At 66.8% G+C, this 23,538-nt stretch carries 17 protein-coding genes; 5 read left to right on the top strand and 12 right to left on the bottom strand.

All coding sequences use genetic code 11. The features are described from left to right. The first annotated feature begins 1 nt into the window (after position 1). The 3 genes from trpA to P0086_RS10905 are packed head-to-tail and all read left to right on the top strand — an operon-like array spanning position 2 to position 3,145. A complete protein-coding gene (gene trpA / locus P0086_RS10915) occupies positions 2 to 841 on the top strand; it encodes a tryptophan synthase subunit alpha (protein WP_112596912.1) in 840 nt (279 codons plus the stop codon). A 37-nt stretch (positions 842 to 878) separates the two neighbouring features. Beyond that, entirely contained in the window at positions 879 to 1,781 is a 903-nt protein-coding gene (gene accD, locus P0086_RS10910; protein ID WP_112596913.1) for an acetyl-CoA carboxylase, carboxyltransferase subunit beta, read from the top strand. A 20-nt stretch (positions 1,782 to 1,801) separates the two neighbouring features. Next, positions 1,802 to 3,145 carry a folylpolyglutamate synthase/dihydrofolate synthase family protein gene (locus P0086_RS10905; RefSeq protein ID WP_275785361.1) on the top strand — a complete coding sequence of 448 codons (1,344 nt, stop codon included), beginning with the start codon at positions 1,802 to 1,804 and terminating at the stop codon, positions 3,143 to 3,145. Between the two features lie 97 nt (positions 3,146 to 3,242). Here P0086_RS10905 and trxA read toward each other — a convergent pair whose 3' ends face one another. From trxA to P0086_RS10845, 12 genes are all read right to left on the bottom strand, one after another. Then, positions 3,243 to 3,566, bottom strand: a complete 324-nt coding sequence (trxA, locus tag P0086_RS10900; RefSeq protein ID WP_112596916.1) for a thioredoxin — start codon at positions 3,564 to 3,566, stop codon at positions 3,243 to 3,245. A gap of 75 nt (positions 3,567 to 3,641) precedes the next feature. Continuing rightward, the gene (gene addA, locus P0086_RS10895; RefSeq protein ID WP_275785358.1) at positions 3,642 to 7,199 is read right to left on the bottom strand and encodes a double-strand break repair helicase AddA; all 3,558 of its coding nucleotides are present in this window, start codon (positions 7,197 to 7,199) and stop codon (positions 3,642 to 3,644) included. Beyond that, positions 7,192 to 10,383 carry a double-strand break repair protein AddB gene (gene addB / locus P0086_RS10890; RefSeq protein ID WP_275785355.1) on the bottom strand — a complete coding sequence of 1,064 codons (3,192 nt, stop codon included), beginning with the start codon at positions 10,381 to 10,383 and terminating at the stop codon, positions 7,192 to 7,194. The genes addA and addB overlap by 8 nt, the downstream gene beginning before the upstream one ends. Beyond that, positions 10,380 to 11,111: a nucleotidyltransferase family protein gene (locus P0086_RS10885; RefSeq protein WP_148188904.1), complete on the bottom strand. Its 732-nt coding sequence runs from the start codon at positions 11,109 to 11,111 to the stop codon at positions 10,380 to 10,382. The genes addB and P0086_RS10885 overlap by 4 nt, the downstream gene beginning before the upstream one ends. A 13-nt stretch (positions 11,112 to 11,124) precedes the next feature. After that, the gene (tsaE, locus tag P0086_RS10880) at positions 11,125 to 12,624 is read right to left on the bottom strand and encodes a tRNA (adenosine(37)-N6)-threonylcarbamoyltransferase complex ATPase subunit type 1 TsaE (RefSeq protein ID WP_275785353.1); all 1,500 of its coding nucleotides are present in this window, start codon (positions 12,622 to 12,624) and stop codon (positions 11,125 to 11,127) included. Between the two features lie 3 nt (positions 12,625 to 12,627). After that, positions 12,628 to 15,180, bottom strand: a complete 2,553-nt coding sequence (locus tag P0086_RS10875; protein WP_275785350.1) for a PAS domain-containing sensor histidine kinase — start codon at positions 15,178 to 15,180, stop codon at positions 12,628 to 12,630. A 283-nt stretch (positions 15,181 to 15,463) separates the two neighbouring features. Then, the gene (gene ahcY, locus P0086_RS10870) at positions 15,464 to 16,864 is read right to left on the bottom strand and encodes an adenosylhomocysteinase (RefSeq protein WP_275785347.1); all 1,401 of its coding nucleotides are present in this window, start codon (positions 16,862 to 16,864) and stop codon (positions 15,464 to 15,466) included. A gap of 187 nt (positions 16,865 to 17,051) precedes the next feature. Beyond that, the gene (locus P0086_RS10865; protein WP_162702472.1) at positions 17,052 to 17,327 is read right to left on the bottom strand and encodes an HPr family phosphocarrier protein; all 276 of its coding nucleotides are present in this window, start codon (positions 17,325 to 17,327) and stop codon (positions 17,052 to 17,054) included. 32 nt (positions 17,328 to 17,359) lie between these two features. Beyond that, on the bottom strand, positions 17,360 to 17,761 hold the full coding sequence (locus P0086_RS10860; RefSeq protein ID WP_112596927.1) for a PTS sugar transporter subunit IIA: 402 nt from the start codon (positions 17,759 to 17,761) through the stop codon (positions 17,360 to 17,362). 148 nt (positions 17,762 to 17,909) lie between these two features. Then, a complete protein-coding gene (locus P0086_RS10855) occupies positions 17,910 to 18,365 on the bottom strand; it encodes an HPr kinase/phosphorylase (RefSeq protein WP_275785344.1) in 456 nt (151 codons plus the stop codon). Continuing rightward, positions 18,362 to 20,098, bottom strand: coding sequence for a sensor histidine kinase (locus P0086_RS10850; RefSeq protein WP_275786146.1), 1,737 nt, complete (start codon positions 20,096 to 20,098; stop codon positions 18,362 to 18,364). Before P0086_RS10850 ends, P0086_RS10855 begins: the two co-directional genes overlap by 4 nt. Positions 20,099 to 20,290: 192 nt before the next feature. Next, complete coding sequence (locus P0086_RS10845; protein ID WP_112596983.1) at positions 20,291 to 21,016, bottom strand: response regulator transcription factor; 726 nt, start codon at positions 21,014 to 21,016, stop codon at positions 20,291 to 20,293. A 328-nt stretch (positions 21,017 to 21,344) separates the two neighbouring features. Between P0086_RS10845 and P0086_RS10840 the strand changes: the two genes are divergently transcribed. Both P0086_RS10840 and arfB read left to right on the top strand, forming a co-directional pair. Beyond that, positions 21,345 to 22,955, top strand: coding sequence for a phosphoenolpyruvate carboxykinase (locus tag P0086_RS10840; RefSeq protein ID WP_275785340.1), 1,611 nt, complete (start codon positions 21,345 to 21,347; stop codon positions 22,953 to 22,955). A gap of 132 nt (positions 22,956 to 23,087) precedes the next feature. Beyond that, entirely contained in the window at positions 23,088 to 23,522 is a 435-nt protein-coding gene (gene arfB, locus P0086_RS10835; RefSeq protein WP_112610433.1) for an alternative ribosome rescue aminoacyl-tRNA hydrolase ArfB, read from the top strand. Positions 23,523 to 23,538 lie beyond the last annotated feature (16 nt).

Raw genomic sequence — 23,538 nt, 5'->3', positions numbered from 1 at the left:
AATGACCGCGCGCATGGACAGGCGGTTCGCCGCACTCGCATCCGAAGGCCGTCCGGCCCTCGTAACCTATTTCATGGGCGGCGATCCGGACTATGCCTCCTCGCTCGCCATCATGAAGGCGCTGCCGAAGGCCGGGGCCGACGTCATCGAACTCGGCATGCCGTTCTCCGATCCGATGGCCGACGGACCGGCGATCCAGCTGGCCGGCCAGCGGTCGCTCAAGGGCGGCCAGACGTTGGCCAAGACGATCCAGATGGCGCGCGATTTCCGTCTGGAGGACGCGGACACGCCGATCGTGCTGATGGGTTACTACAACCCGATCTACATCTATGGCGTCGACCGCTTTCTCGAAGACGCGCTGGAAGCGGGCATCGACGGCCTGATCGTCGTCGACCTGCCGCCGGAGATGGACGACGAACTCTGCATCCCGGCCCTCCGGCGCGGCATCAACTTCATCCGCCTGGCGACGCCGACGACGGATGCCAAGCGCCTGCCGGCGGTGCTGGAGAACACCTCCGGCTTCGTCTACTACGTGTCCATGAACGGGATCACCGGCTCTGCGCTTCCCGATCCGTCCGTGATCGGCGGCGCCGTCCGGCGCATCAAGCAGCACACGGCGCTCCCGGTCTGCGTCGGCTTCGGCGTCAAGACGGCGGAACATGCGCGGGCCATCGGCGCCTCCTCAGACGGCGTGGTCGTCGGCAGCGCCATCGTCAACCAGATCGCGTCCAGCCTGACGGCAGACGGCGCCGCCACGGAGGCCACCGTTGCCGGCGTCGAGGCGCTGGTGCGCAGCCTTGCATCCGGCGTGCGCGGCGCCCGGGTTGCGGCGGCGGAATAAATCCCCACATAGGGGCAAAAATTCAGGAGTAGCTTCAGTGAACTGGATCACCAACTACGTTCGGCCGAAGATCAATTCGATGCTGGGCCGCAGGGAGGTTCCCGAGAACCTCTGGATCAAGTGCCCTGAGACGGGCGAGATGGTCTTCCATCGCGACCTGGAAGAGAACAAGTGGGTCATTCCCGCGTCCGGCTATCATATGAAGATGCCGGCGAAGGCGCGGCTGAAGGACCTGTTCGACGATGGCGCCTACGAGGCGCTGGCGCAGCCGAAGGTGGCGCAGGATCCGTTGAAGTTCCGCGATTCCAAGAAATACATCGACCGCCTGAAGGACAGCCGCGTCAAGACCGAGCAGGAGGATACGATCCTCGCCGGCGTCGGCAAGGTGCGTGGCGTCAAGCTGGTCGCGGTCGTGCACGAGTTCGGCTTCATGGGCGGCTCGCTCGGCATGGCCGCCGGCGAGGCCATCGTCAAGGCCTTCGAGCGCGCCATTTCCGAGAAGTGCCCCCTCGTCATGTTCCCGGCCTCCGGCGGCGCCCGCATGCAGGAAGGCATCCTCTCGCTGATGCAGCTTCCGCGCACCACCGTGGCCGTCGAGATGCTGAAGGAAGCAGGCCAGCCCTACATCGTGGTGCTGACCAATCCGACCACCGGCGGCGTGACGGCGTCCTACGCCATGCTCGGCGACATCCACCTGGCCGAACCGGGTGCGGAAATCTGCTTCGCCGGCAAGCGCGTGATCGAGCAGACGATCCGCGAGAAGCTCCCCGAAGGCTTCCAGACCTCCGAATACCTGCTCGAGCACGGCATGGTCGACATGGTGGTCAAGCGTCACGACATTCCCGATACGCTCGCGCGGCTTCTTCGCATCCTGACCAAGAAGCCGGTCACCGAAACCACCAAGGCGGCTGGCGTCGTCGCCATTGCCGCCAGCGCCTGATCCGCGCTGGGGCGGGCGCTATGGAGGCGGCCGAGACCACCGAGGCGGGGCGGGAGATCGAAAAGCTCCTCGCTCTGCATCCGAAAGGCTTCGATCTTTCGCTGGACCGCATCACGCGCCTGCTTTCGGCGCTCGGCGATCCCCACAAGCGCCTTCCGCCCGTCATCCATGTCGCCGGTACCAACGGCAAGGGATCGGTCACCGCCTTCAGCCGCGCGATCCTGGAGGCGGCCGGGCTGTCCGTGCACGTCCATACCTCGCCGCATCTCGTCAACTGGCATGAGCGCTACCGGCTGGGCCGCAAGGGCGGCCACGGCGCGCTCGTTTCCGATGCGGTGCTCGCCGACGCGGTCCGCCGGGTGGCCGAGGCCAATGGCGGCCAGAAGATCACGGTCTTCGAGATCCTGACGGCCGTCACCTTCCTGCTGTTTGCCGAGCATCCGGCCGATGTCGCGATCATCGAGGTCGGCCTCGGCGGCCGCTACGACGCGACTAACGTCATCGACAGGCCGGCGGTCTCCGTGATCATGCCGATCTCGCTCGATCACCAGTCCTATCTCGGCGACCGGGTGGAACTGATCGCGGCCGAGAAGGCCGGGATCATGAAGAAGGGCGCGCCGGTGGTCATCGGCCACCAGGAAGAGGAGGCGGCCCGCAACGTTCTGGTGGCGACCGCCGAACGGCTCTCCTGCCCCCACACCGTCTACGGACAGGATTTCCTGGCCTATGGCGAGTTCGGCCGGATGGTCTACCAGGACGAATTCGGCCTGATGGACCTGCCGCCGCCGAAGCTGCCGGGCCGGCACCAGTATGCCAATGCCGCAGCGGCGATCCGGGCGGTCAAGGCGACGGGCCTTCCCGTCACCGAGCATGCGTTCGAACGCGGCCTCGTCTCTGTCGAGTGGCCGGGACGCCTGCAAAGGCTCCACGCCGGCGCGCTTGCGAAGGCTGCCCCGGAATCCTCGGAGATCTGGATCGACGGCGGGCACAATCCCGGTGCGGGCGTGGTGATCGCCGAAACCATGGCGACCTTCGAGGAACGGGACCCGCGACCGCTGTTCCTGGTCACCGGCATGATCAACACCAAGGACCCCGTCGGCTATTTCGACGCCTTCCGCGGCATTGCCGAGCGCGTCTTCACGGTGCCGATCCGCGGGTCGGATGCCGGCATTGACCCGGTCGCGCTGGCGAGCGACGCCACCGATGCCGGGATAGAGGCCGAGCCGGTCTCGTCGGTTGCCGAGGCGCTGCATGCGATCGGCCGCATCGTCGAGGAGGATGCCGTGGCGCCGCGCATCCTGATCGGCGGATCGCTCTATCTGGTCGGCGACGTCCTCGCCGACAACGGCACGCCACCGACCTGAACCGGCCGCCTGAACCGGCCACCTGGCGCATATTTCCTGCGGAAACGAAAAAGGCCCGGACGAGCCGGGCCTTGAAAATGGATGCTTGCCGCTGGCCTCAGGCCGCCGCGGTCGAAATCCAGGACGACAGCGCCGTCTTCGGGGCCGCGCCGACCTTGATGTCCGCCACTTCACCGCCCTTGAAGACGGCGAGCGTCGGGATCGAGCGGACGCCGAACTGGGCTGCGAGCTCGGGGTTCTCGTCGATGTTGAGCTTGGCAACCTTCACCTTGCCGGCGAGTTCTGCGGAGATTTCCTCCAGCGCAGGCGCAATCATCTTGCACGGGCCGCACCATTCGGCCCAGAAATCAACGACCACCGGCTCGGCGGAATTGAGGACTTCGGCCTGAAAATTGGAATTATCGACTTTCACGGTAGCCATGAGGGGCTGCTCCTTGGCGAATTGAAGTTGGATGTCATGTGATGCGCGGCGGCGGGCATTTCAATGGCTGGTATCTCACTTTGTCGCAAGCTCGGCAAGGCTTCGTGTCATCGCCTCGTCCTCCAGCCAGTAGACCACGGGCGCTTCCGTATAGACGAGCCCGCAACGGATGATCCGGCCGGGGTAGAGCGGGCCGAGCAGGGCGCGGTAGATTGCAAGCTGCGCGACATGCTCGAAGGAAATGTCTGCCGCACGTGCCGGCGGCTGCCTGTTGGTCTTGAAATCGACGATCTCGACGCTGTCCTGCGTCACGACCATCCGGTCGATCCGGCCGGAGACCGCATAGTCGGCGCGTCCGAGGACCAGCGTTCCCATGACCTCGACCTCGGCGCGGCTGGACGGCGAGAAGATCTCCGCAAGCGAGCGGTCCTGCATGATCGCGATCACGTCGCCGCTCAGGCGGTCCCGCTCGCGGTCCGGCCAGTGGCGCACCGCGCGTGCGAGATAGCGCTCCGCCGCGGCCGGTCGATCCGATGCCGGCAGGCCGGGCAGGACCTGCAGGAGGCGGTGCAGGACCCGGCCACGCTCCAGCGCCCGGCCGGCGCCGGACGGCGCACGCGTCGCAAAGAGCGCCGATCCGACCATCAGGTCGGCCTCGCCGGTGTCGATCACCGCGGCGGCTCCCGATGGGCTGAGCGGCCGCGGCAGCCGGCGCTGCGGCGGCAGCGCCCGGCTGAGCGCCGGCGGCAGCGGGGCCGCGTCCTCGACTACCTCCGCGGCCCCCTGGGATGCCGCGCCCGGCTCTGCCGACGCCTCGCGCCAGGTCGCACCGGGCCAGGTGTCCGTGCCTGCGGAGAATTGCGTCTCGCTGTAGCGGGTGGTGTCCCCGGAGAGACCCGCCGTGACCATCTCGTGCCATGTGCCGCTGCTCGGCCGTTTGCCGCGGTAGCCGCAGACGACGAGCCGGTCGGCGGCCCGCGTCATCGCCACGTAGAGAAGCCGCCGATACTCTTCCTCGGCCTGGGCGCGGAGACGCTGCGCATCGCGATCGGTCAGCGCGTTCGCCAGGTCCTTCACCGGAAGCCATGCCGGAAGCCCGGCGGCCTCCTCGCCCACCCCGGCGATCAACCGCAGCTTCGGCATATGCGTGTGGGTGAAGGGTGCGCCGCCACTGTCGACGAGGAAGACGACCGGGGCCTCCAAGCCCTTGGCGGCATGCACGGTCATGATCCGCACTTCGTCTCTACCCTTGTCCTGCTCGCGCTTGACGGTCGGCGCCTCGAGCTCCAGCGTCGAGATGAAGGCCTGCAAGCCGGGCAGGCCGTTTTCCTCCTGCTCCAGGGCGAAGGAGAGGAACTCGTCGATGATCTCGCCCGCCTCCTGCCCGAGCCGCGCCAGAAATGCGGCTCGCCCGCCGAGAGCGCCGAGAATCCGCGCGTAGAAGTCGTGGACCGGCAGTTCTCGGGCGCTGGCGACGAAGGTCTCCAGCTGACGCACCACGGTGCCGAGGAAGAGGTCGTCCGGCGCCTGCGCCCGCAGGTATCGCCACAGGCTCGTCGGCTCCGGTCGCCGCGCCGCAAGCGCCATCAGAGCCTCTTCCGAGAGGCCGAGAAGGGGGCTCTTCAGCAGAGCCGCGAGCGACAGGTCATCCTCCGGCAGAAGCGCAAAGCGGCCGAGCGCCATGAGATCCTGCACGGCGATATGGCCGGTCAGCACCAGCCGGTCCGCGCCGCCGACGGGAATGTTGTGCGGCTGTTTCAGCGCGCGGGTCAGCGCATTGACGAAGGCGTCGCGCTTGCGCACCAGCACGATGACGTCGCCGGGGCGCATGGGCCGCGATACGCCCTTTTCGGTCACGGTCTCGCGCCCGATCCACGCCGCCAGGGTATCGGCGATGCGTCGTGCCAGGACGTTCACCGGTGCCTTCTCCGGCACCGCGTCGAACGGTGCGGTCCAGTCCTCCTCGTCGACGGTGTCCGCAGGCGCGATCACTTCCCATAGGTCGACCGCGCCCGGTTCCTGGCCGCGGTTGGAGGCATGGATGACGGCGTCGCCATCGGGCGAAAGCCCGCGTGCGTGATCGGCAATCGAGAACACGCGGTCGACGGCAGAAAGCACGTCGCGGGTGGAACGGAAGGACAGCAGCAGCCGGATCGACCGGAACAGCGCATCGGCGTCGCCCGCCCGGCGCGCGGCCCTGCGCCCCTCCTGCGCGAAACGCTCCGGCCGCGCTCCCTGGAAGGAATAGATCGACTGCTTCTCGTCGCCGACGGCGAAGACGGTGCGGTTCGCCCCGCGCGCCGAGGCGCCGGCGAAGAACTCGCCGGTCAGCGCGCCAACGATTTCCCATTGCCTGGGGCTCGTGTCCTGGGCCTCGTCGACGAGCACGTGGTCGATCCCCTGGTCCAGCTTGTAGTGGATCCAGGCACCGACGTCGCTGCGGGTCAGAAGGGTGGCGGCACGCTCGATCAGGTCTTCAAAATCGAGCAGGCTGCGTCCGCGCTTGAGGTCCTCGTAGTCGCCGATCAGCCGTTCCGCGATCACGAGGGCCGCACGGGTCGCCTCGAACATGCGGAAGCGGCAGAGACGGTCCGTGCAGGCGACGACGTGCGCCTGCAGGCCGACGAAGAACGGTTCGAATTCCGGGTCCTGGTCCTTCACTTTCTTGGACAGGAAGGCGCGGTCGAGGCTGGCCGGCTTTCCGCCGCCATTGAAGAACAGATCGCAGAGCGCCTGCCTGCGAGCGCCCGCCGTCGGAAGTTCCGGCAGGGCGGCCAGGCCGGCCGCACTCGCCTTGACCGTGTCGCTGCCGAGCTCGAGCGCGGTGTCGAGGTAGCGACGGAAGATGCCCTGGTCGAAGCCGGGCGGCGGCCAGAAGGCTTCGATGAGACTGTCGGCATCATCCGCCGGCTCGAAACCCAGCCGTTCGCGCAGCAGGACGGCGCTGCCGCCATCGGCAGCCGCCTCCTCGATGAAGGCGCGAAGGATGCTGCGATTGGCGACGATGTCCTCGACCAGCCGGTCGAGGCCGGTGTCGTCGGCGATCTCGAGCACGGTCGCAAACGCCTCCGCGAGTGCGACGTCGTCCTCCGCCGCGGTCGCGGTCAGGAGCGAGCGGCGGGCGTCGGCAAGCAGCACGGCGGCGGCACGGTCGTCGAGCACGGCGAAATGGCCGGCGACGTTCGCTTCCAGCGGAAACTGGTGCAGCAGCGCCTCGCAGAAGGCATGGATCGTCTGGATCTTGAGCCCGCCCGGCGTCTCCAGGGCGCGTGCGAATAGGCGGCGTGCCTCCTCAAGCTTCAAGCGGTCGGGCGCGGTGCCTTCGATCTGCTCGACGCGGCGGGACAGCTCGTCGTCCGGCAGCACCGCCCACTCGGCCAGCCGCTCGAACACGCGGTTCGACATCTCGGACGCGGCAGCCTTGGTGTAGGTCAGGCACAGGATGGCCGATGGCCGGCACCCGGCGAGCAGGAGCCGGATCACCCGCTGGGTCAGCACGTGCGTCTTGCCAGAGCCGGCATTGGCGGAGACCCATGCCGAACCGGCGGGATCGGACGCCGCCGCCTGCATGCGGCTGGTCCAGCCGAGCCAGGCACCGGGATAGTCGGCGGGCGGCCGCTCTGCCTCAAGCATCCTCTTCTCCCTCGGAACCTTCGGCCGTCGACCACTCGGCCACGCGCGCCAGATGGTCGTATTCGCCGCCGAACTCCCGTTCCGCCTCCGGAATGACGCGCGAGGCGAAGCCGTAGTGGCCGGAGAGCAATTGTGTCAGGAGCTTCTCCAACTGGCCGAGAGCCTCGTCGGCAAGGTCGTCCGCGGATTTCGGCTGCCGATCCTTCGTCAGCCTCGCGTGTTCGTTGTTGACGATCTCGTGGTCGAAGCGGTCGCCGGGCTTGAGGCGGACATAGGTCAGGTCGCCGGGCGGCGTGGATGGCAGGCCCTTGAAGGCCCCGCGCTTGAGGGCCGCCGCCTCCAGCGACAGTTGCGGGTCGAGGAGCGCGCGGGCGATCCGCAGCGAGGGCGAGCTGCCGGTCTTGTAGTCGATCAGGTCGGCGCGGCCGTCGCTGCGCAGGTCGATCCGATCCGCCACGCCGGTGAGCCGCATGCCGGCAATCCCGAGCTCGAGCGAGGCGGACACTTCCGTTACCGATTTATCGATCTCCTGCCGACGCTTGCCGTCCCAGGCGAGGAAGGCGCTGGCGACCGCCTGGAACCGCGGGCGCCAGACCGCATCGATATGCAGAGGCAGCGCCATCCGGTCGAACTCCTCCGCCGTGATCTTGCGCATCAGCGCGGCATCGTCGCCGTCGGCGGATCGTTCGCGCACGTAACGGTCGACGATGCGGTGATAGAGCGTGCCGCGCTCGGCCGCACCCGGATCGACGTTGAACGGCGCGATCGGATGGAGACGCAGGATTCGGCGTGCATAGATGGCATAGGGATCCCGGCGCAGCCGCCCGACCTCGCTGAAGGAATAGCTCTTCGGCTGCAAGTCGGCTGGCGGCCTCGGCTCGGGCCGCCTGGCCACCTGTTGCCTCTGGCGCCGGTCCAGCGCCGCCGTCCAGTGCAGGAGGTCCGCGCCTCTTTTCCTCAGGTTCCGGGCCAGCGAAGGACCGCCGACCGCCAGAAGGCGCTGCAGCCAACGCGATGCAACCGTCGGCGAGGTGCCGCTGCGCATCGCCCGCGTGAGGACCAGGTTGCGCGCCATGCAGGCCATCTGGAAGTCGTGCGCCAGCTGGCCGATGCGGCGCTCGGGCGGCTCGAGCCCGATGCTGGCCTTCATGGCGCGCGACAGAAACGCGTCATTGGTCGTCTGCCCCGGCCAAGTGCCTTCGTTCAGTCCGCCGATGACGATGGTATCGACGCTCTGCAGGCGCGATTCGAGGGCGCCGAAGACGAAGACGCGGGGATGGCGCATGGAGCGCGGCTTCACTGATTCGCTGGCGCTGATCGCCTCCAGCGCATCGCACCACTGCGGGCCGTCCGCCTCGAGCTGGCCCTCGGCCTCGATGACGCCCTTGAGAAGCGAGGCCAGCCCATCGCCCGCCTCGCCGGACCAGAGGCCGCTGAGACTGCCGTTCTCGTCGATCGCGACGGCTTCCAGCGCCCGGCCGGTCCGTTCGGCCCATTCCGAGATCGGCAGCGCCGTGGTGAGGCGCCGTCCGGTGCGGGCGTGGCGGACCAGAGCACCGGCAAGAGGCTCCACCGCGGCAGCGATCCGCCGGGCCAGGTCGCGTGCGCCGGCCACGGCGTCGTCAGTGACGGCGCTGCGCCATTCGGGCGGCTTGCGGTCGGCCGCATGGCGCTGGATCGCGGCATCCAGGAGGGGTTCGAGAGCGGCGATATCGACCTCGGCCGTGCCGCCGCGCAACGCCAGGAGCTCCAGCGCCGTTGCCGCGTCGCGCATTCTGTCGGCCGGAAGGCCGAAGCGGGGCAGCGGATGCTTCAGGAGGGCGACGAGCGCGACCGGATCGCCCGGCCGCAATGTCGCCTCCAGCAGCAGCCGGGTGAGCGTTCCCTGGGCGGTGGAAAGCAGCGGCGTGCCGGCGGTGTCGTCGGCCTCGATGCCGAAGCGGGCCAGTTCCGTCACGACACGGCGGGCAAGCTTCCGGTCCGGCGTGATCAGCGCTGCCTGCGCCTCATCGCTTTCCTCCAGCGCCAGCCTGAGGGCGATCGCGATCGCTGTCGCTTCCTCGCGCTCGTTTGCCGCCTCGACCAAGCGGACGCCGTCGAACGCTCCGTCCGGCGCTTCATCCTGCGTGTGCCGCTGCTGCTCCCAGCCTGCCGTGGCATGAACCGGCAACAGCGCCCGGGACAAAAGGTCCGCCCGCGCCGCCAACGCGGTCTCCGGTGTCCCAAGCGGAACGACCATCGACCGTTCGAGTCCGAGCCGCTGCAGCAATCGGCTGAGACCGTATTGCGGATGGCTGCGGTTCGACGCCTCGCGCGAGGGCTCGCCGGAGAGCGGATCGTGCGTGACCAGTCGCCAGTCTTCCGCCGACATCGAAAAGTCGAGCCCGGGCAGCACGATGGCGCCGTCCGGCATCGCGGCAACCGCCTCGATCAGCCGGGCGGTGGCAGGAATGGAACCGGTCGACCCGGCAATCACCACCGGTCCGGACGGCGGCGAATCGCGGTAGCGGTCCGCCTCCGCCTGCAGCGTCGCATTGCGGCGGATCGCCGGAGAGGAGCGGTTGAGCTCTTCGAGCCGCGCCGGCCAGTAGTCGCTGGCGATCTTCAGGAATGCCAGCGTCAGCTGCCACCATTGCGCGTGATCGGCCGCTTCGATGGTATCGAGTGCGGCCCAGTCGCACTCCTCCGTTTCCATCGCGTCGATCAGTTCGGCGAGCGCGCGGGCAAGCCAGATCGCGTCGGCCGGGCTTGCAGGCGCGACCAGCGGGCTCTCGGCGTGGACGGCGGTGATGGCGGCCGGCAGGCTGTTGCGCCAGGCGAGCACGAGCCGCGCGAGTTCCAGAAGGCGTGCCGGGCCGGAAAGCGGCTCCGCCATGTCGAGGGCGGCCGGTGCCGTCTCGTCGAAGAAGCCGCTGTCGTCATCGGTTTCGCCGAGCGGGCGGATGACCGGCAGGATGGCGGAACGGCCGCCGAGAAGATCGACAAATTCCGATCGCAGCGTTCGCGCCGAACGCCGGGTCGGCACGTAGATCGTCATGTCCGCCAGCGACAGCGGGTCGTCCGCCTCGTGGCGGAAACCGGGGATGACCGTGCCGTCGCAGATCTTCTGCGCCAGCGTCTTCAGGAACGGCAGGCCCGGGTGTATCGAGAACACGTTGGGGGCGCCGGCCCGCCGCGCGTTCATGCCGCGCCTGCCTGCCTGCCGACGACAGCCTCCGCTTCGGCGATCGCCTCGGGGGTGCCGACGGTTATCCAGTGGCCTTCGAGGATGAGACCGTACAGGCGGCCGGCCGCGATCGCGCGGTCGAAATAGATGTTGAGATTGAAGGCCTCGTCGGGCGCGTCGGCGAGCAGCGCCGGCATCATGGCGATCGCCCCGGCATAGACCACGGGCTCGCCCGGACCGTTTGCGAAGCGGGTCAGCCGGCCATCGGCATCCATCGAAAAGTCGTTGCGGCCGTTGTGCCCCGTCGTGTTTTCCAGCTGCACGCACAGCATGGCCATGTCCATGCGCGCCGGGTCGAAGAAGGAGGAAAGCCGCCGCAGGTTGCTCATCTCGCCGCGCTGCTCCCCGACCCAGAACAGATCGGCGTTCAGGACGAAGACCGGCTCGGGGCCCAGCAGCTTCAGCCCCTTGGCCAGCCCGCCGCCGGAGTTCATCAGCGCCTCGGTCTCGTCGGAGATCAGGATCTTCGGGCGGTTGCGACGCGACAGATGGTCGATCATCTGCCCCGCGAAATGGTGGACGTTGACGACGGCCCGCATCACGCCGGCCGTCTCCAGCGCGTCGAGGCCGTAGTCGATCATCGCCTTGCCCGCGATCGGCACCAGCGGCTTCGGCATGGTGTCGGTGACGGGCCGCAGTCGCGTTCCGAGCCCGGCGGCCAGCACCATGGCATTTTCGATTTTCATCGCGGTATCCGTCCTATGATTCGTCGGACAGGATTCCAGCCTTTCCGCACCAGTCGCGCAAGGGGGCGAGGCGGGGATGTTCAAGGGCGGTGCGCAGGTTATCCAGGGTTCGCGGCATATGCTTCATGTAGGCGGGCTTGCCGTCGCGCTGCATCAGCCGCACCCAGATGCCGACGAGCTTGCAGTTCCGCTGCGCCGCCATGATGTGCCAGGCCGCAAGAAAGGCGTCGCGATCGAAGCTGCCGGAGGCTTGCCGGAGCGCCAGGTAGTGGTCGAGCATCCGGCCGGCGAGGTCCTTCGGCATGTCGACGCGCGCGTCCTGCACCAGCGAGGCGACGTCATAGGCCGTCGGCCCGATCATCGCGTCCTGGAAGTCGATGATGCCCACGCGGCCGATACCCTCTGCCTGTGGCCGCCAGATGATGTTCGGCGAATGGAAGTCGCGCAGCAGCAGGTTCTTCTCCGCACCCGCCAGCGTGGCCACGAGGTCGCTCCAGATCGACCGGTAATCCGCGCGCAGCCCAGCCGATGCCGGGGCCCCGGTGCGCCAGGGCAGGTACCAGTCCGTCAGCAGGCTGACCTCGATCTGCATCGCGTCATGGTCGAAATCGGGGATCCGGTAGTCGCTGCCGTCCCCGACCGGGATCGCCTCCTGCACCGGCTGGTCGTGCAGGGCGGCGAGGACGCTTGCGGCTTCGAGGTAACGCTCCGGTATCGGCCGGCCCTCGTCGTCGAGCACGCCGTCCTGGCCGAGGTCCTCGATCAGCAGGATGCCGCGGTCGAGGTCGCGGTGATAGACCGAAGGCGCTGCGAAGCCGCGGGCACCGAGATGGGCGGCGATCGCCACGAAGGGACGGACGTCCTCGGCGATATGGGCGATCTGCTGGTAGTACTTGCCGTCCGCAAGGATCGGCCCCGGCGTGTGACGGGGGGAGTCCATCAGCACGAGGCGCTGCCCGTCGGCATAGATGTGTTCGTAGGCCCGGATCGAGGCGTCGCCGGTCAGGTGGCGGCGGCGGGCCGTAGCCAGTCCGGATCTCGCAAGAAAGGCGCGGATGTCGAGCGTGCGGCCGACGCGCGCGCCAAGTTCTTCCGGCCCTTCGATCTCGACGCGCCGTCCGGCTCCCTCGTGCAGGAAGCGCAGCGTCAGGCGGGACGGCGGCAGGGACTCGGCGGCCCGTTCCGGCCATTCCACCAGGCAGATGCCGTCTTCCAGCGCCTCGTCGAGGCCGAGTTCGTCGAGCTCGGCGGCCTCGGCAATGCGGTAGAGGTCGAAATGGGCGATCGGGATGCGCAGCGCGTAGCTCTGCACGAGCGTGAACGTCGGGCTCGGCACCTCAAGGAATTCATCGTCGGCCACCGCACGGATCAACGCCCGGGCGAAGGTCGACTTGCCGGCGCCGAGATCGCCGGACAGGGCGATCAGGTCGCCGGGCCGGACGGCGCGCGCCAGATCCTCGCCGAAGCGTATCGTCTCGGCTTCGTCGGCAAGATGGACCGTCCGGGTGAACATGGCCTATTCCGCCGCCACGACCGACGGCAGCGATCCGGGCGGGATGCGGCAGGTCACGCAGGTGCCCTCGCCCTCGCGGCTGTCGATGGTGACGCTGCCGTGATGCAGGCTGACGAAGCTTTCGACGATGGAAAGCCCCAGGCCGGCACCGCCGCGGCGGCCGTGGCTCTCGAAGCGGTTGAACACCGTGCGAAGCACGTCCTGCGGGATGCCGGGGCCGTTGTCGGAGACGCTGAAGACGAAATCCTCGTTCTCGCGCCAGCATTTCAGCTCGATGGTCGTGCCCTCGGCGGCAAAATTCGCGGCGTTGGCGAGCAGCTTGATCAGGATCTGCTTCAGCCGCTGGTGGTCGGCGACGATGCTGCCGAGCTTTTCCGAGGCGACGATGTCGAGTGAGACGTGGTTTTCCTGCAGCCGGTCGGAGAAGTCCATCGCCACATCCTCGAGCAGGTCCGACAGCTCGATGTCGGAAAGCTCGAGCTCCATGATGCCGGCATCGACGGTTGCGAGGTCGAGGATGTCGTTGACGATCGTCAACAGGATGGCCGACGAGGTGGCGATGTGATCGACATACTCGGCCTGGCGCTCGGTCAGCGTCCCCATGGACGGCGTCTTCAGGAGGTCGGCAAATCCGATGATGTTCGTCAGCGGCGATCGCAGTTCATAGGAAACATGCTGGACGAAGTCATTCTTCAGCGCGTCCGCCTTGCGCAGCGCGTCGTTCTTCTCCGTCAGCGCCCGCTCGACCCGCACGCTGTCGGTGATGTTGACGAAGGTCAGCATGGTCTGGGCGTTCGAAAGCGGGATGACCGCGAAATCGAGCACCAGTCCGGTATGCAGCTCCAGGATCCCCCGGTCGGACGGGCGTTCATCGTCGAAACTGGTGATGATGCGGCCGAACCGCTTCCACCCGTCGGCACCGTCATAGGATGGGCCGCACGCCTGCTCGATCGCCCGGATGTGCGTTCCCGGTTGCGCCTGCGCCTCGGTGATGCCCCAGAGCGCGCGGAAGGCGGGGTTCGAAAGGCGGATGCGGCCGTCGGGGCCGAATACGGCCACGCCCTCGGACAGATGGTCGATCGTCTCGTCCTGGACCTGCACGAGCGTGTTGTAGCGCGTCTCCAGGTCGACCTTCTCGGTCAGGTTCTCGAACACCCAGGTGGCGCCGCCCTGCGGCCGGGCGGTGGCGAAGACGCGCAGCGTCTGCCCGTTGGGCAGGTGCCAGAGCTCCGTCTGCGTGTCGATTGCCCGGTAGACGGACAGAACCTTGTCCTTCCATTGGCGCCAGTTCAGCTGCTCCGGCAGCCGCGACTCCGCGCGCAGGCGGTCCAGCATCTCGCCATGGTCCGGCCGCCGTTCGAGGAAGGCGGTGTCGAGGTCCCAGAGGCTCTGGAAGGCCTGGTTGTAGAACTGCAGGCGCTGGCTGCCGTCGAAGATGGCGACGGGCGTCGCCAGATGGTCGAGCGTCTCGGCATGGCTCTTCAGCGTGCGCTGGAGCTCCTCGCGGATCGCCTCCGCCTCGGAGACGTCCAGTCCGATGCCGGCGGAGCCCGCCGCGCAGCGGGCATCGACGACCTCGAAGAAGTTCCGCTTGCCCTGGACCACGGTGGAGACCCGGTCGCGGAACGGCGTGTCGAAGGTGCCGGTGGCCCGGATCCGCTCGCGGGCGACCGCGGGCAGAAGCTCGCGCCCCTCGCGCACGGCTTCCTGCGCGTCACGGGCCTCGACCGCCTGCCCGTAGGCGGCATTCGCCCAGACCAGCGCTCCCTCCCGCGACCGCTGCCAGACCGGCAGGTCGAGCGAATCGAGCAGGTGCTGGAACACGGTCAGCGACTGCAGGAGGCGGTCGCGCTCGATCTGCAGCTCGGCCGCCTCGCGGCGCAGATTGTTCAGGGCGACGAAGCGCACGAAGGCCTGCCCGCCGGACACCCGTCCCTGCACCTCGACGATCTCGCTGCGGGTCGTCTCCACGATCAGGTCGAAGCTCTGGGCCTGCGACCGCAGCGTCTCGATTGCCCGTTCGGCCTCGGCCGCGGAGGCCGGCTTCAGCCATCGTCCCAATGCCAGGAAATCGGCATCGGCCGCAGGCGCACCGGTCTCCGGCGGCAATTGGCCGAGCACTTCCGGACGTTGCGACAGGCCGTCCCAGACGATGATGCGCCGGTTCTTGTCGCTGATCAGCGCCTGGAGACGGGCGTTGCGGTGCTTGGCATCGGCGACGGTGGCGCGGAGCGTGCCGATCTCGTCCTCCAGTCGCCCGCGTTGCCGGATCATCCAGATGGCCGAGAACAGCGCGGCCGAAACCACGCCGAGAAGGACGGAAAAGGTCATGACCTCGGACGAGCCGAGCAGCCGCGTCGCGCCGACGGCGTCCTGAGCCAGCGCCGGTGGCGCGAGCACGGACAGCGCCGAGCCGCCCGCCAGAAACCGCAGCCACCCTCTGTGATGATCGAATGCCTTCAGGCTGGTTTCGCAGATCGTCTTGATCCGCGTGGCGATCGTTATGGGTGCGCCAGCACCCGGGCCCGAGCGGCCCTTCTTCAATTCCGACATCATCCCCGGTATGTCTCCGTCTGTTTGCCGCCTGGTCGACAAGACATCCCAGATCCGGCGCCACCGCGGCCCGTCCGAAACGGGGCAGGCCGGCAGCCGATGGAGGCGCACGATCGCCTGCACGTCGCTCGCGACGAGCAGTATCCGAGATCCCCATCATGGCGTCGAATCAACGACATAACCATACTTCCATCCCGAATCTGCGGGAAGGCGCGCGGGCAAAAAAGAAGCCGCAGCCCTGTCAAGGCTGCGGCCAACCACATATTGTGGATAAGTCGGGTAAGGATCAGTACCGGTAGTGTTCGGCCTTGAACGGACCCTGGGTCGTCACGCCGATATAGGCGGCCTGCTCCTCGGAAAGCTCGGTCAGCTTGGCGCCGAGCTTGGCGAGATGGAGGCGAGCCACCTTCTCGTCGAGGTGCTTCGGCAGGACGTAGACCTCGTTTTCGTACTTGCCGTTGTTCTTGTAGAGCTCGATCTGCGCGAGCACCTGGTTCGAGAACGACGCCGACATGACGAAGGACGGATGGCCGGTGGCGTTGCCGAGGTTCAGCAGGCGACCCTCGGAAAGAAGGATCATCCGGTTGCCCTTCGGGAACTCAATCATGTCCACCTGCGGCTTGATGTTCGTCCACTTGAGGTTGCGCAGGCTGGCGACCTGGATCTCGTTGTCGAAGTGGCCGATGTTGCCGACGATCGCCATGTCCTTCATCTCGCGCATGTGCTCGATGCGGATGACGTCCTTGTTGCCGGTCGTGGTGATGAAGATGTCGGCGGAGCTGACGACGTCCTCGAGCTGGACGACCTCGAAGCCGTCCATGGCGGCCTGCAGCGCGCAGATCGGGTCGATTTCCGTGACCTTGACGCGGGCGCCGGCACCGCGCAGCGAGGCTGCCGAGCCCTTGCCGACATCGCCGTAGCCGCAGACGACGGCGACCTTGCCGGCCATCATCACGTCGGTGCCGCGGCGGATGCCGTCGACGAGCGATTCCTTGCAGCCGTACTTGTTGTCGAACTTCGACTTGGTGACGCTGTCGTTGACGTTGATCGCGGGGAAGGGCAGGAGGCCCTTCTGCTGCAGCTGGTAGAGACGGTTGACGCCGGTGGTCGTCTCCTCGGTGACGCCCTTGACGGCGTCGCGCTGCTTGGTGAACCAGCCGGGCGAAGCCTTCAGGCGCTTCTTGATCTGCGCGAACAGGATCTCTTCCTCTTCTGAACCCGGATGGGAGAGCACGTCCTCGCCGGCCTCGGCGCGCGCGCCGAGGAGGATGTACATGGTGGCGTCGCCGCCGTCGTCGAGGATCATGTTCGAAAGGCCGCCGTCGGCCCACTGGAAGATCTGGTCGGTATAGGTCCAGTATTCCTCGAGCGTCTCACCCTTGACCGCGAAGACCGGGATGCCGGCGGCTGCGATGGCGGCTGCGGCATGGTCCTGGGTGGAGAAGATGTTGCAGGAGGCCCAGCGAACCTCGGCGCCGAGTGCGACGAGAGTCTCGATGAGAACGGCGGTCTGGATGGTCATGTGCAGGGAGCCGGTGATCCGGGCGCCCTTCAGCGGCTTGGCCGCCCCGAACTCGTCGCGGCAGGCCATCAGCCCCGGCATTTCCGTTTCCGCGATCGCAATTTCCTTGCGGCCGAAGTCGGCAAGGCCGATGTCCGCAACGTGATAATCCTTGGTGTTGCTCATGCGTGTCTCCAGACTGAATTGGGTCGTGTTCCGGCGCTGCGCGCTGGCGCGGGCCGGACAGTTGCGGCGCGAACGCCGGCGCGAGCGGATCCGCCCGTCCGCGGTCTGGCGCACGCTTAGCAGGAAACGTCAGGGGTGGCAACCAGGATATAAAGAAGTCTTTATATCTTTATATCGACGAGGAGGATCACATTTCCTCGCCGAAGCGATTGGCGACGAGGGCCTCGAGCGCGGCAAGCACCTCGTGGGCCTGCGCCCCGGCGGCCGTGACGTGCACCGAGCAGCCCGGGCTCGCGGCCAGCATCATCAGGCCCATGATCGACGTGCCGCCCACCGTCATGCCGTCCTTGGACACCGTCACCTCGGCGTCGAAACCGTCGACGGTCTGCACGAACTTGGCCGATGCACGGGCGTGCAGGCCTCGCTTGTTGATGATCAGAAGATCCTTGGACAGGGACATAATCGAACCGTGCATGGGGTTTGGCGCATCCATCGTCATTTGCCGCTGAGGACGCGGCTGGCAACATTGATGTACTTGCGCCCCGCTTCCGAGGCCTCGACGAGCGAGCGCTCCATGTCGCCGTCGTTGCGAACGCCCGCGAGCTTGATCAGCATCGGCAGGTTCACCCCGGCGATCACTTCGACCGAGCCGCTGTTCATGACGGAGATGGCGAGGTTGGAAGGCGTGCCGCCGAACATGTCGGTCAGGATGATGACGCCCTGGCCGCGATCGGCGCGCTGTGCGGCCTCCAGAACGTCCTGCCGGCGTTGGTCCATGTCGTCTTCCGGGCCAATGCAGACGGTTTCGATCGCCTCTTGCGGCCCCACGACGTGCTCCAGCGCGAGACGGAACTCCTCCGCCAGCTTGCCGTGGGTGACAAGCACCAGTCCGATCATAAGCACCGCTCCAATTGCCCAACATTTAGGCGACGCCAATACCGCACTGCGAAAAAGTCGTCCACCGTTGGGGAGGTCATCTTGTCGATGAAAAGGCCGAGTGCAAGTTAAAAATACCTCATCAAGGCCATTTCGGAGTGCTTGCGCATCAATTCCGGACCAGAAGGGGCAGCAGGCGCACCAGCCTTTCGAAGCAGTCGAACCCGTCGGCGACCGGCAGGCGCACCACCGGCAGGCGATGTCCGGGGAGAATTTCGCTTTGCTCGTCTTCGGGCGCGATGCGTTCGTCGAACGGAACACGGACGGGTCGGATGGCCTGCCCAAGGATTGCGCAGCCGATCGTCTCCACCTGGACGACGCCGGAGCCGCGGATCTCGGCCATTCCCGCGATCGTCGCAGGCGGGCGCGCGAGAATGCGTCCGCCTGCGACCTCGAGCAGCACCTGGTCGTCGGAGACGAGCGCTGCGAACAGGCCGCGCTCGCGTGCCCGGCCGATGCAATGGAGCGCTGCGGCAGTCTTGCCGGAACCGGACGGGCCGATGAAGAGCAGGCCGGTGGTGCCGACGACGATCGCCGTGCCGTGGATGTTCGTGGCCCGGCTCATTGCCTGCGTCCGGCCGCCGGAAGCGACAGGAGGAAGCGCGCACCCTTGATCTCGCCGGTGCCGCGGTCGATGATGTTCTCGGCCTTCAGCGTGCCGCCATGCGCCTCGGCGATCTGCCGCGAGATCGACAGCCCGAGCCCGGAATTCTGGCCGAACCCTTCGCTGTCGGGCCGGTCGGTGTAGAAGCGCTCGAAAATGCGGTCGATGTCTTCCGCCTGGATGCCGGGACCGTTGTCCTCGATCTTGACGATCCGCCGACCGTTGCGCCCGTTCGACAGCCGCACGACGATGCGCCCGCCCTGCTCGGGAACGAAGGAGCGGGCATTTTCGATCAGGTTGGTGATGATCTGGCCGATGCGCAGTTCGTGGCCGCTGATGTCGAAGCGCGCCTTCGGATTGTCGTTGCGGTCCACGACGAAGTCGAGGATGACCGGCTTCTTGTTGCTGCGGATCTGGCGCGAGATGTCGACGAGGTCGCCGAGGATCTTTTCGAGATCGACGGTCTTCGCATCGCTGCGGGCAAGCTCGGCGTCGAGGCGCGAGGCGTCGGAAATATCGCTGATCAGCCGGTCCAGCCGCCGGACGTCGTGCTGGATGATGTCCATCAGCCGCTTCTTGGATTCGTCGGTGCGGGCGAGCGGCAGGGTCTCCACCGCACTTCGCAGCGACGTCAGCGGGTTCTTGAGCTCGTGGCTGACATCGGCGGCGAAGCTCTCGATCGCATCGATGCGGTCGTAGAGCGCCGTCGTCATCTCGCGGATCGCCACCGACAGGTTGCCGATCTCGTCCTGGCGCGAGGAGAAGTCGGGAATTTCCTCGCGTTCCTTGGCGCCGCCGCGGCGGACCCGGATGGCGGCGGCCGCAAGCCGACGCAGCGGGTTGGCGATCGTGCTGGACAATAGCAGCGACAGGAACACGTTGCCGAGGGCCGCCACACCGAAGACGCGCATGATCGCCAGCCGTTCGGCATGCACGATCTTGTCGATGTCCCCGGCCTGGGTCGAAAGCAGCAGCACGCCCAGCACGGCGCGGAATCGCTGGACGGGGACGGCCACCGAGACGATCAGCTCGCCCTTGTCGGTGACGCGGACGACCGCGCCGCGGACCCCGGTCAGCGCGTTCATCACTTCCGGATAGATGGAGCCGTCGCCGCCGGGGGCTTCCTTGTATTCCGGCAGGTTGCCCGGCTGGAGGATCCGGTTGAACCAGGCGTTGAACGTGTCGAAGAACGACGTCTCCTCCGGCTCCACCGGCGGCAGGTCGAAGCGCAGCACCTGCCCTTGCGTATAGAGGTGCCGGGAATCGAGCAGGAGGTTCGCATCGGTGTCGTAGATGCGGGCACGCGTCCGGGTGGGCGAGATGAGGCGCCTGAGAACGGGGGCGACCCGCTCCGGATTGATGGGAAAATCGAGGTCTTCGTCGTTCGGCAGCGGCGTGATGCTCTGGCCGGCCTGCAGCTCGAGCAGCTTCTCGGGATCGATCGTGATCGAGTTGGTGTCGACCGAAGCCGAGGCCGAGATCGCACCGGCGATGATTTCGCCCTGCGTCAGGAGGCTCTCCACGCGGGCATCGATCAGGCCCTCGCGAAACTGGTTCAGGTAGAGGATGCCCGCGACGAGGACGACGAGCGCGACGAGGTTGAAGAACAGGATCCGGCGCGTCAGGCTGGAGAAGACGGCGTTGCCGAAGATCCGGCGGATCAGCTTGAAGGGATAGGTCCAGTAAGAGCGCACATGCCGGGGGGCCGGGCGGCCCTCGAGGTCGTCCAATTCCTTGTCCAGCGCGTTTTCCGGTACAGCAGTCAATGGTCCTGAACGGCTTCTGGCCGCCTCCGTCCCGGCTGGGATGCCACCGCCGCCCACCCGTATGCAAGCAAAATCGCATCCGGGCGGCGGCTTTCGGCCCCTCGGCCTGTCTGTCGGCGGTTAGGCGCTCTCGCGGAAACGGTAGCCGACGCCGTAGAGCGTCTCGATCATGTCGAAGTCGGCATCGACCATCTTGAACTTCTTGCGCAGCCGCTTGATGTGGCTGTCGATGGTGCGGTCGTCGACATAGACCTGCTCGTCATAGGCGGCGTCCATGAGCGAATCGCGGCTCTTGACGACGCCCGGGCGCTGCGCCAGCGCGTGCAGGATCAGGAATTCGGTGACCGTCAGCGTGACCGGCTCGTTCTTCCAGGTGCAGGTATGGCGCTCCTGGTCCATGGCGAGCTGTCCGCGCTCGAGCGAACGTGCCTGCGCGTCGCCGGGTTTGGCCGGCACCGCGACACCCGCGGCCGCCGCCTCGCGGCTGGAGGCGCGCCGAAGCACCGCCTTGACGCGCTCGACCAGCAGGCGCTGCGAGAAGGGCTTGGTGATGAAGTCGTCCGCGCCCATCTTCAGGCCGAACAGCTCGTCGATCTCTTCGTCCTTCGACGTCAGGAAGATCACCGGGATGTCCGACTTCTGCCGCAGGCGCCGCAGAAGCTCCATGCCGTCCATGCGCGGCATCTTGATATCGAAGATCGCCAGCTGCGGCGGGCGGGCGAGAAGCCCGTCGAGAGCGGATGCGCCGTCCGTGTAGGTCTCCACACGGTATCCCTCGGCTTCCAGCGCAATCGAAACGGACGTCAGGATATTCCTGTCGTCGTCCACCAGCGCGATTGTCTGCATCCTGCTCGTCTCCATGGTCATGTTCGCCTCACTGATCTGCCGGGGACACGATTTCCCGGCCATCGATATGGTGCGCCTCCTTTGGGGGTAAAGGTGGAACAAATTGTGGCAAGCGTCTTGGCGGGCCATCCGGCGGCGGTCAGCGCGGTTGTCGAAGCGGCATTTAAATCGATTTTCTAAACGATTTAAAAAGTCAGACTATTTCTTAAATCGATTAATATACTGATATTATTAGCCTTTTTTGAAAGTTCGCTTGTCAAGCGCCGCGCCAGAAGTTAGTTTCCGAAAAAATCCATCCATTCCACTCAACGCGAAGGAAAACTGGGCCATGAAGGAACTGGGCATTCGCAACCCCTCTTGCGGTCTCGAATCGATCGGCTTCACGGACACGGGAACGGTCCGCTACAACTTCACGGAAGCAGATCTCTATGAAGAAGCGCTGGGGCGTGGCGAGGCTGTCAAGACGGCCCACGGTGCCCTGCGTGCCCTGACCGGCCAGCACACCGGTCGCTCGCCGAAGGACAAGTTCGTCGTCCGCGACGACAACACCACCGGCCAGATCTGGTGGGACAACAACAAGGAACTGTCGCCCGCCCATTTCGAGGCGCTGAAGAAGGACATGCTGGCGCATGCGGCCGGCAAGGACCTGTTCGTGCAGGATCTGATCGGCGGCGCCGACAGCGAGTACGCCCTGCCGACGCGCGTGGTCACCGAGCTCGCATGGCACTCGCTGTTCATCCGCAACCTCCTGATCCGTCCCGCCCAGGACGCGCTCGAGGGCTTCCTGCCGAAGCTCACGATCATCGACATGCCGACCTTCAAGGCCGACCCCGAGCGCCACGGCGCCCGCACCGAGACGATGATCGCCTGCGACCTGACCAACGGGCTGATCCTGATCGCCGGTACCTATTATGCCGGCGAGATGAAGAAGTCGGTGTTCACCGCGCTGAACTACATCCTGCCGGCGAAGAGCGTGATGCCGATGCACTGCTCGGCCAACGTCGGCCCGGACGGCGATACCGCGGTCTTCTTCGGCCTCTCGGGCACCGGCAAGACGACGCTGTCGGCCGACCCGAACCGCACGCTGATCGGCGACGACGAGCACGGCTGGGGCGAGAACGGCATCTTCAACTTCGAGGGCGGCTGCTACGCCAAGACCATCCGCCTGTCCGCCGAGGCCGAGCCGGAGATCTATGCCACGACCCAGCGCTTCGGCACGGTCCTGGAGAACGTGGTGCTCGACGCCAACGGCGTTCCGGATTTCGATGACGCTTCGCTGACGGAGAACACCCGCTGCGCCTATCCGCTGCATTTCATCCCGAATGCCAGCGAGACGGGCAGGGCCGGCCATCCGAAGACGATCATCATGCTGACGGCCGATGCCTTCGGCGTCATGCCGCCGATCGCGCGACTGACGCCGGACCAGGCGATGTACCACTTCCTGTCCGGCTACACGGCAAAGGTGGCCGGCACCGAGCGTGGCGTCACCGAGCCGGAAGCGACCTTCTCCACCTGCTTCGGCGCCCCCTTCATGCCGCGCCATCCGGCCGAGTACGGCAACCTCTTGAAGCGGCTGATCGCCGAGCACGGCGTTGCCTGCTGGCTGGTCAATACCGGCTGGACCGGCGGCGCATACGGCGAAGGACGCCGCATGCCGATCAAGGCGACCCGCGCGCTGCTCTCGGCTGCCCTCGACGGTTCGTTGAACGATGCGCTGTTCCGCCGGGACGACAATTTCGGCTTCGAGGTTCCGATCTCGGTGCCGGGCGTCGACACCAAGATCCTCGATCCCCGCTCGACCTGGGCGGACGGGCTGGCCTACGATCGCCAGGCCCGCAAGCTGGTCGACATGTTCGTCGCCAACTTCTCGAAGTTCGAGGAGCATGTGGACGGCAGCGTCCGCGACGCAGCGCCCGGCCTGCGCATCGCAGCCGAATAGGCTCCCTGAAAGCCATGATTCACGTGAAACCCGGCTCCGGCCGGGTTTTTCATGTCCGGCGGTGCGCTCGGGGCGGATTTCGCTTTTGGCGGCACATGCGCTATGCAGGGCCATCCACGCAAGGAAAGGGCCATGGCCAGCGATCCGCTTCCCATCAGGGGTTCCATCATCATCGCCGGCTGGGAGCTGGTCGAGCAGTTCGTGCTGGCGGGCGGTCCCGGCGGCCAGAACGTCAACAAGGTCTCGACCGCCGTCCAGCTGTTCTTTGATCTCAGGAGCTCGCCGTCTTTGAGCGAGCGGGTCAAGGCCAATGCGGCCAGGCTGGCTGGCCGCCGGCTGTCCAAGGACGGCGTGCTGATGATCGAGGCAAACCGGTTCCGGAGCCAGGAGCGCAACCGCGAGGACGCGCGCGAGCGCTTGAAGGCCCTGATCCTGGAGGCGGCCGAGCCGCCACCGCCGCCGCGCAAGAAGACCCGGCCCTCCAAGGGCGCGGTCGAGCGCAGGCTGAAGGAGAAGGCCGGCCGCTCCGACGTCAAGCGCATGCGGGCCAAGCCGTCGAACGATTGAGCACCCGTCCTTCGAA

Source organism: Mycoplana sp. MJR14 (genome assembly GCF_029210525.1).
In the GTDB taxonomy this organism is placed as follows: Bacteria; Pseudomonadota; Alphaproteobacteria; order Rhizobiales; family Rhizobiaceae; genus Mycoplana.
The sequence above is the reverse complement of the archived record's forward strand: the minus strand, read 5'-3'. Positions and strand labels throughout refer to the sequence as shown.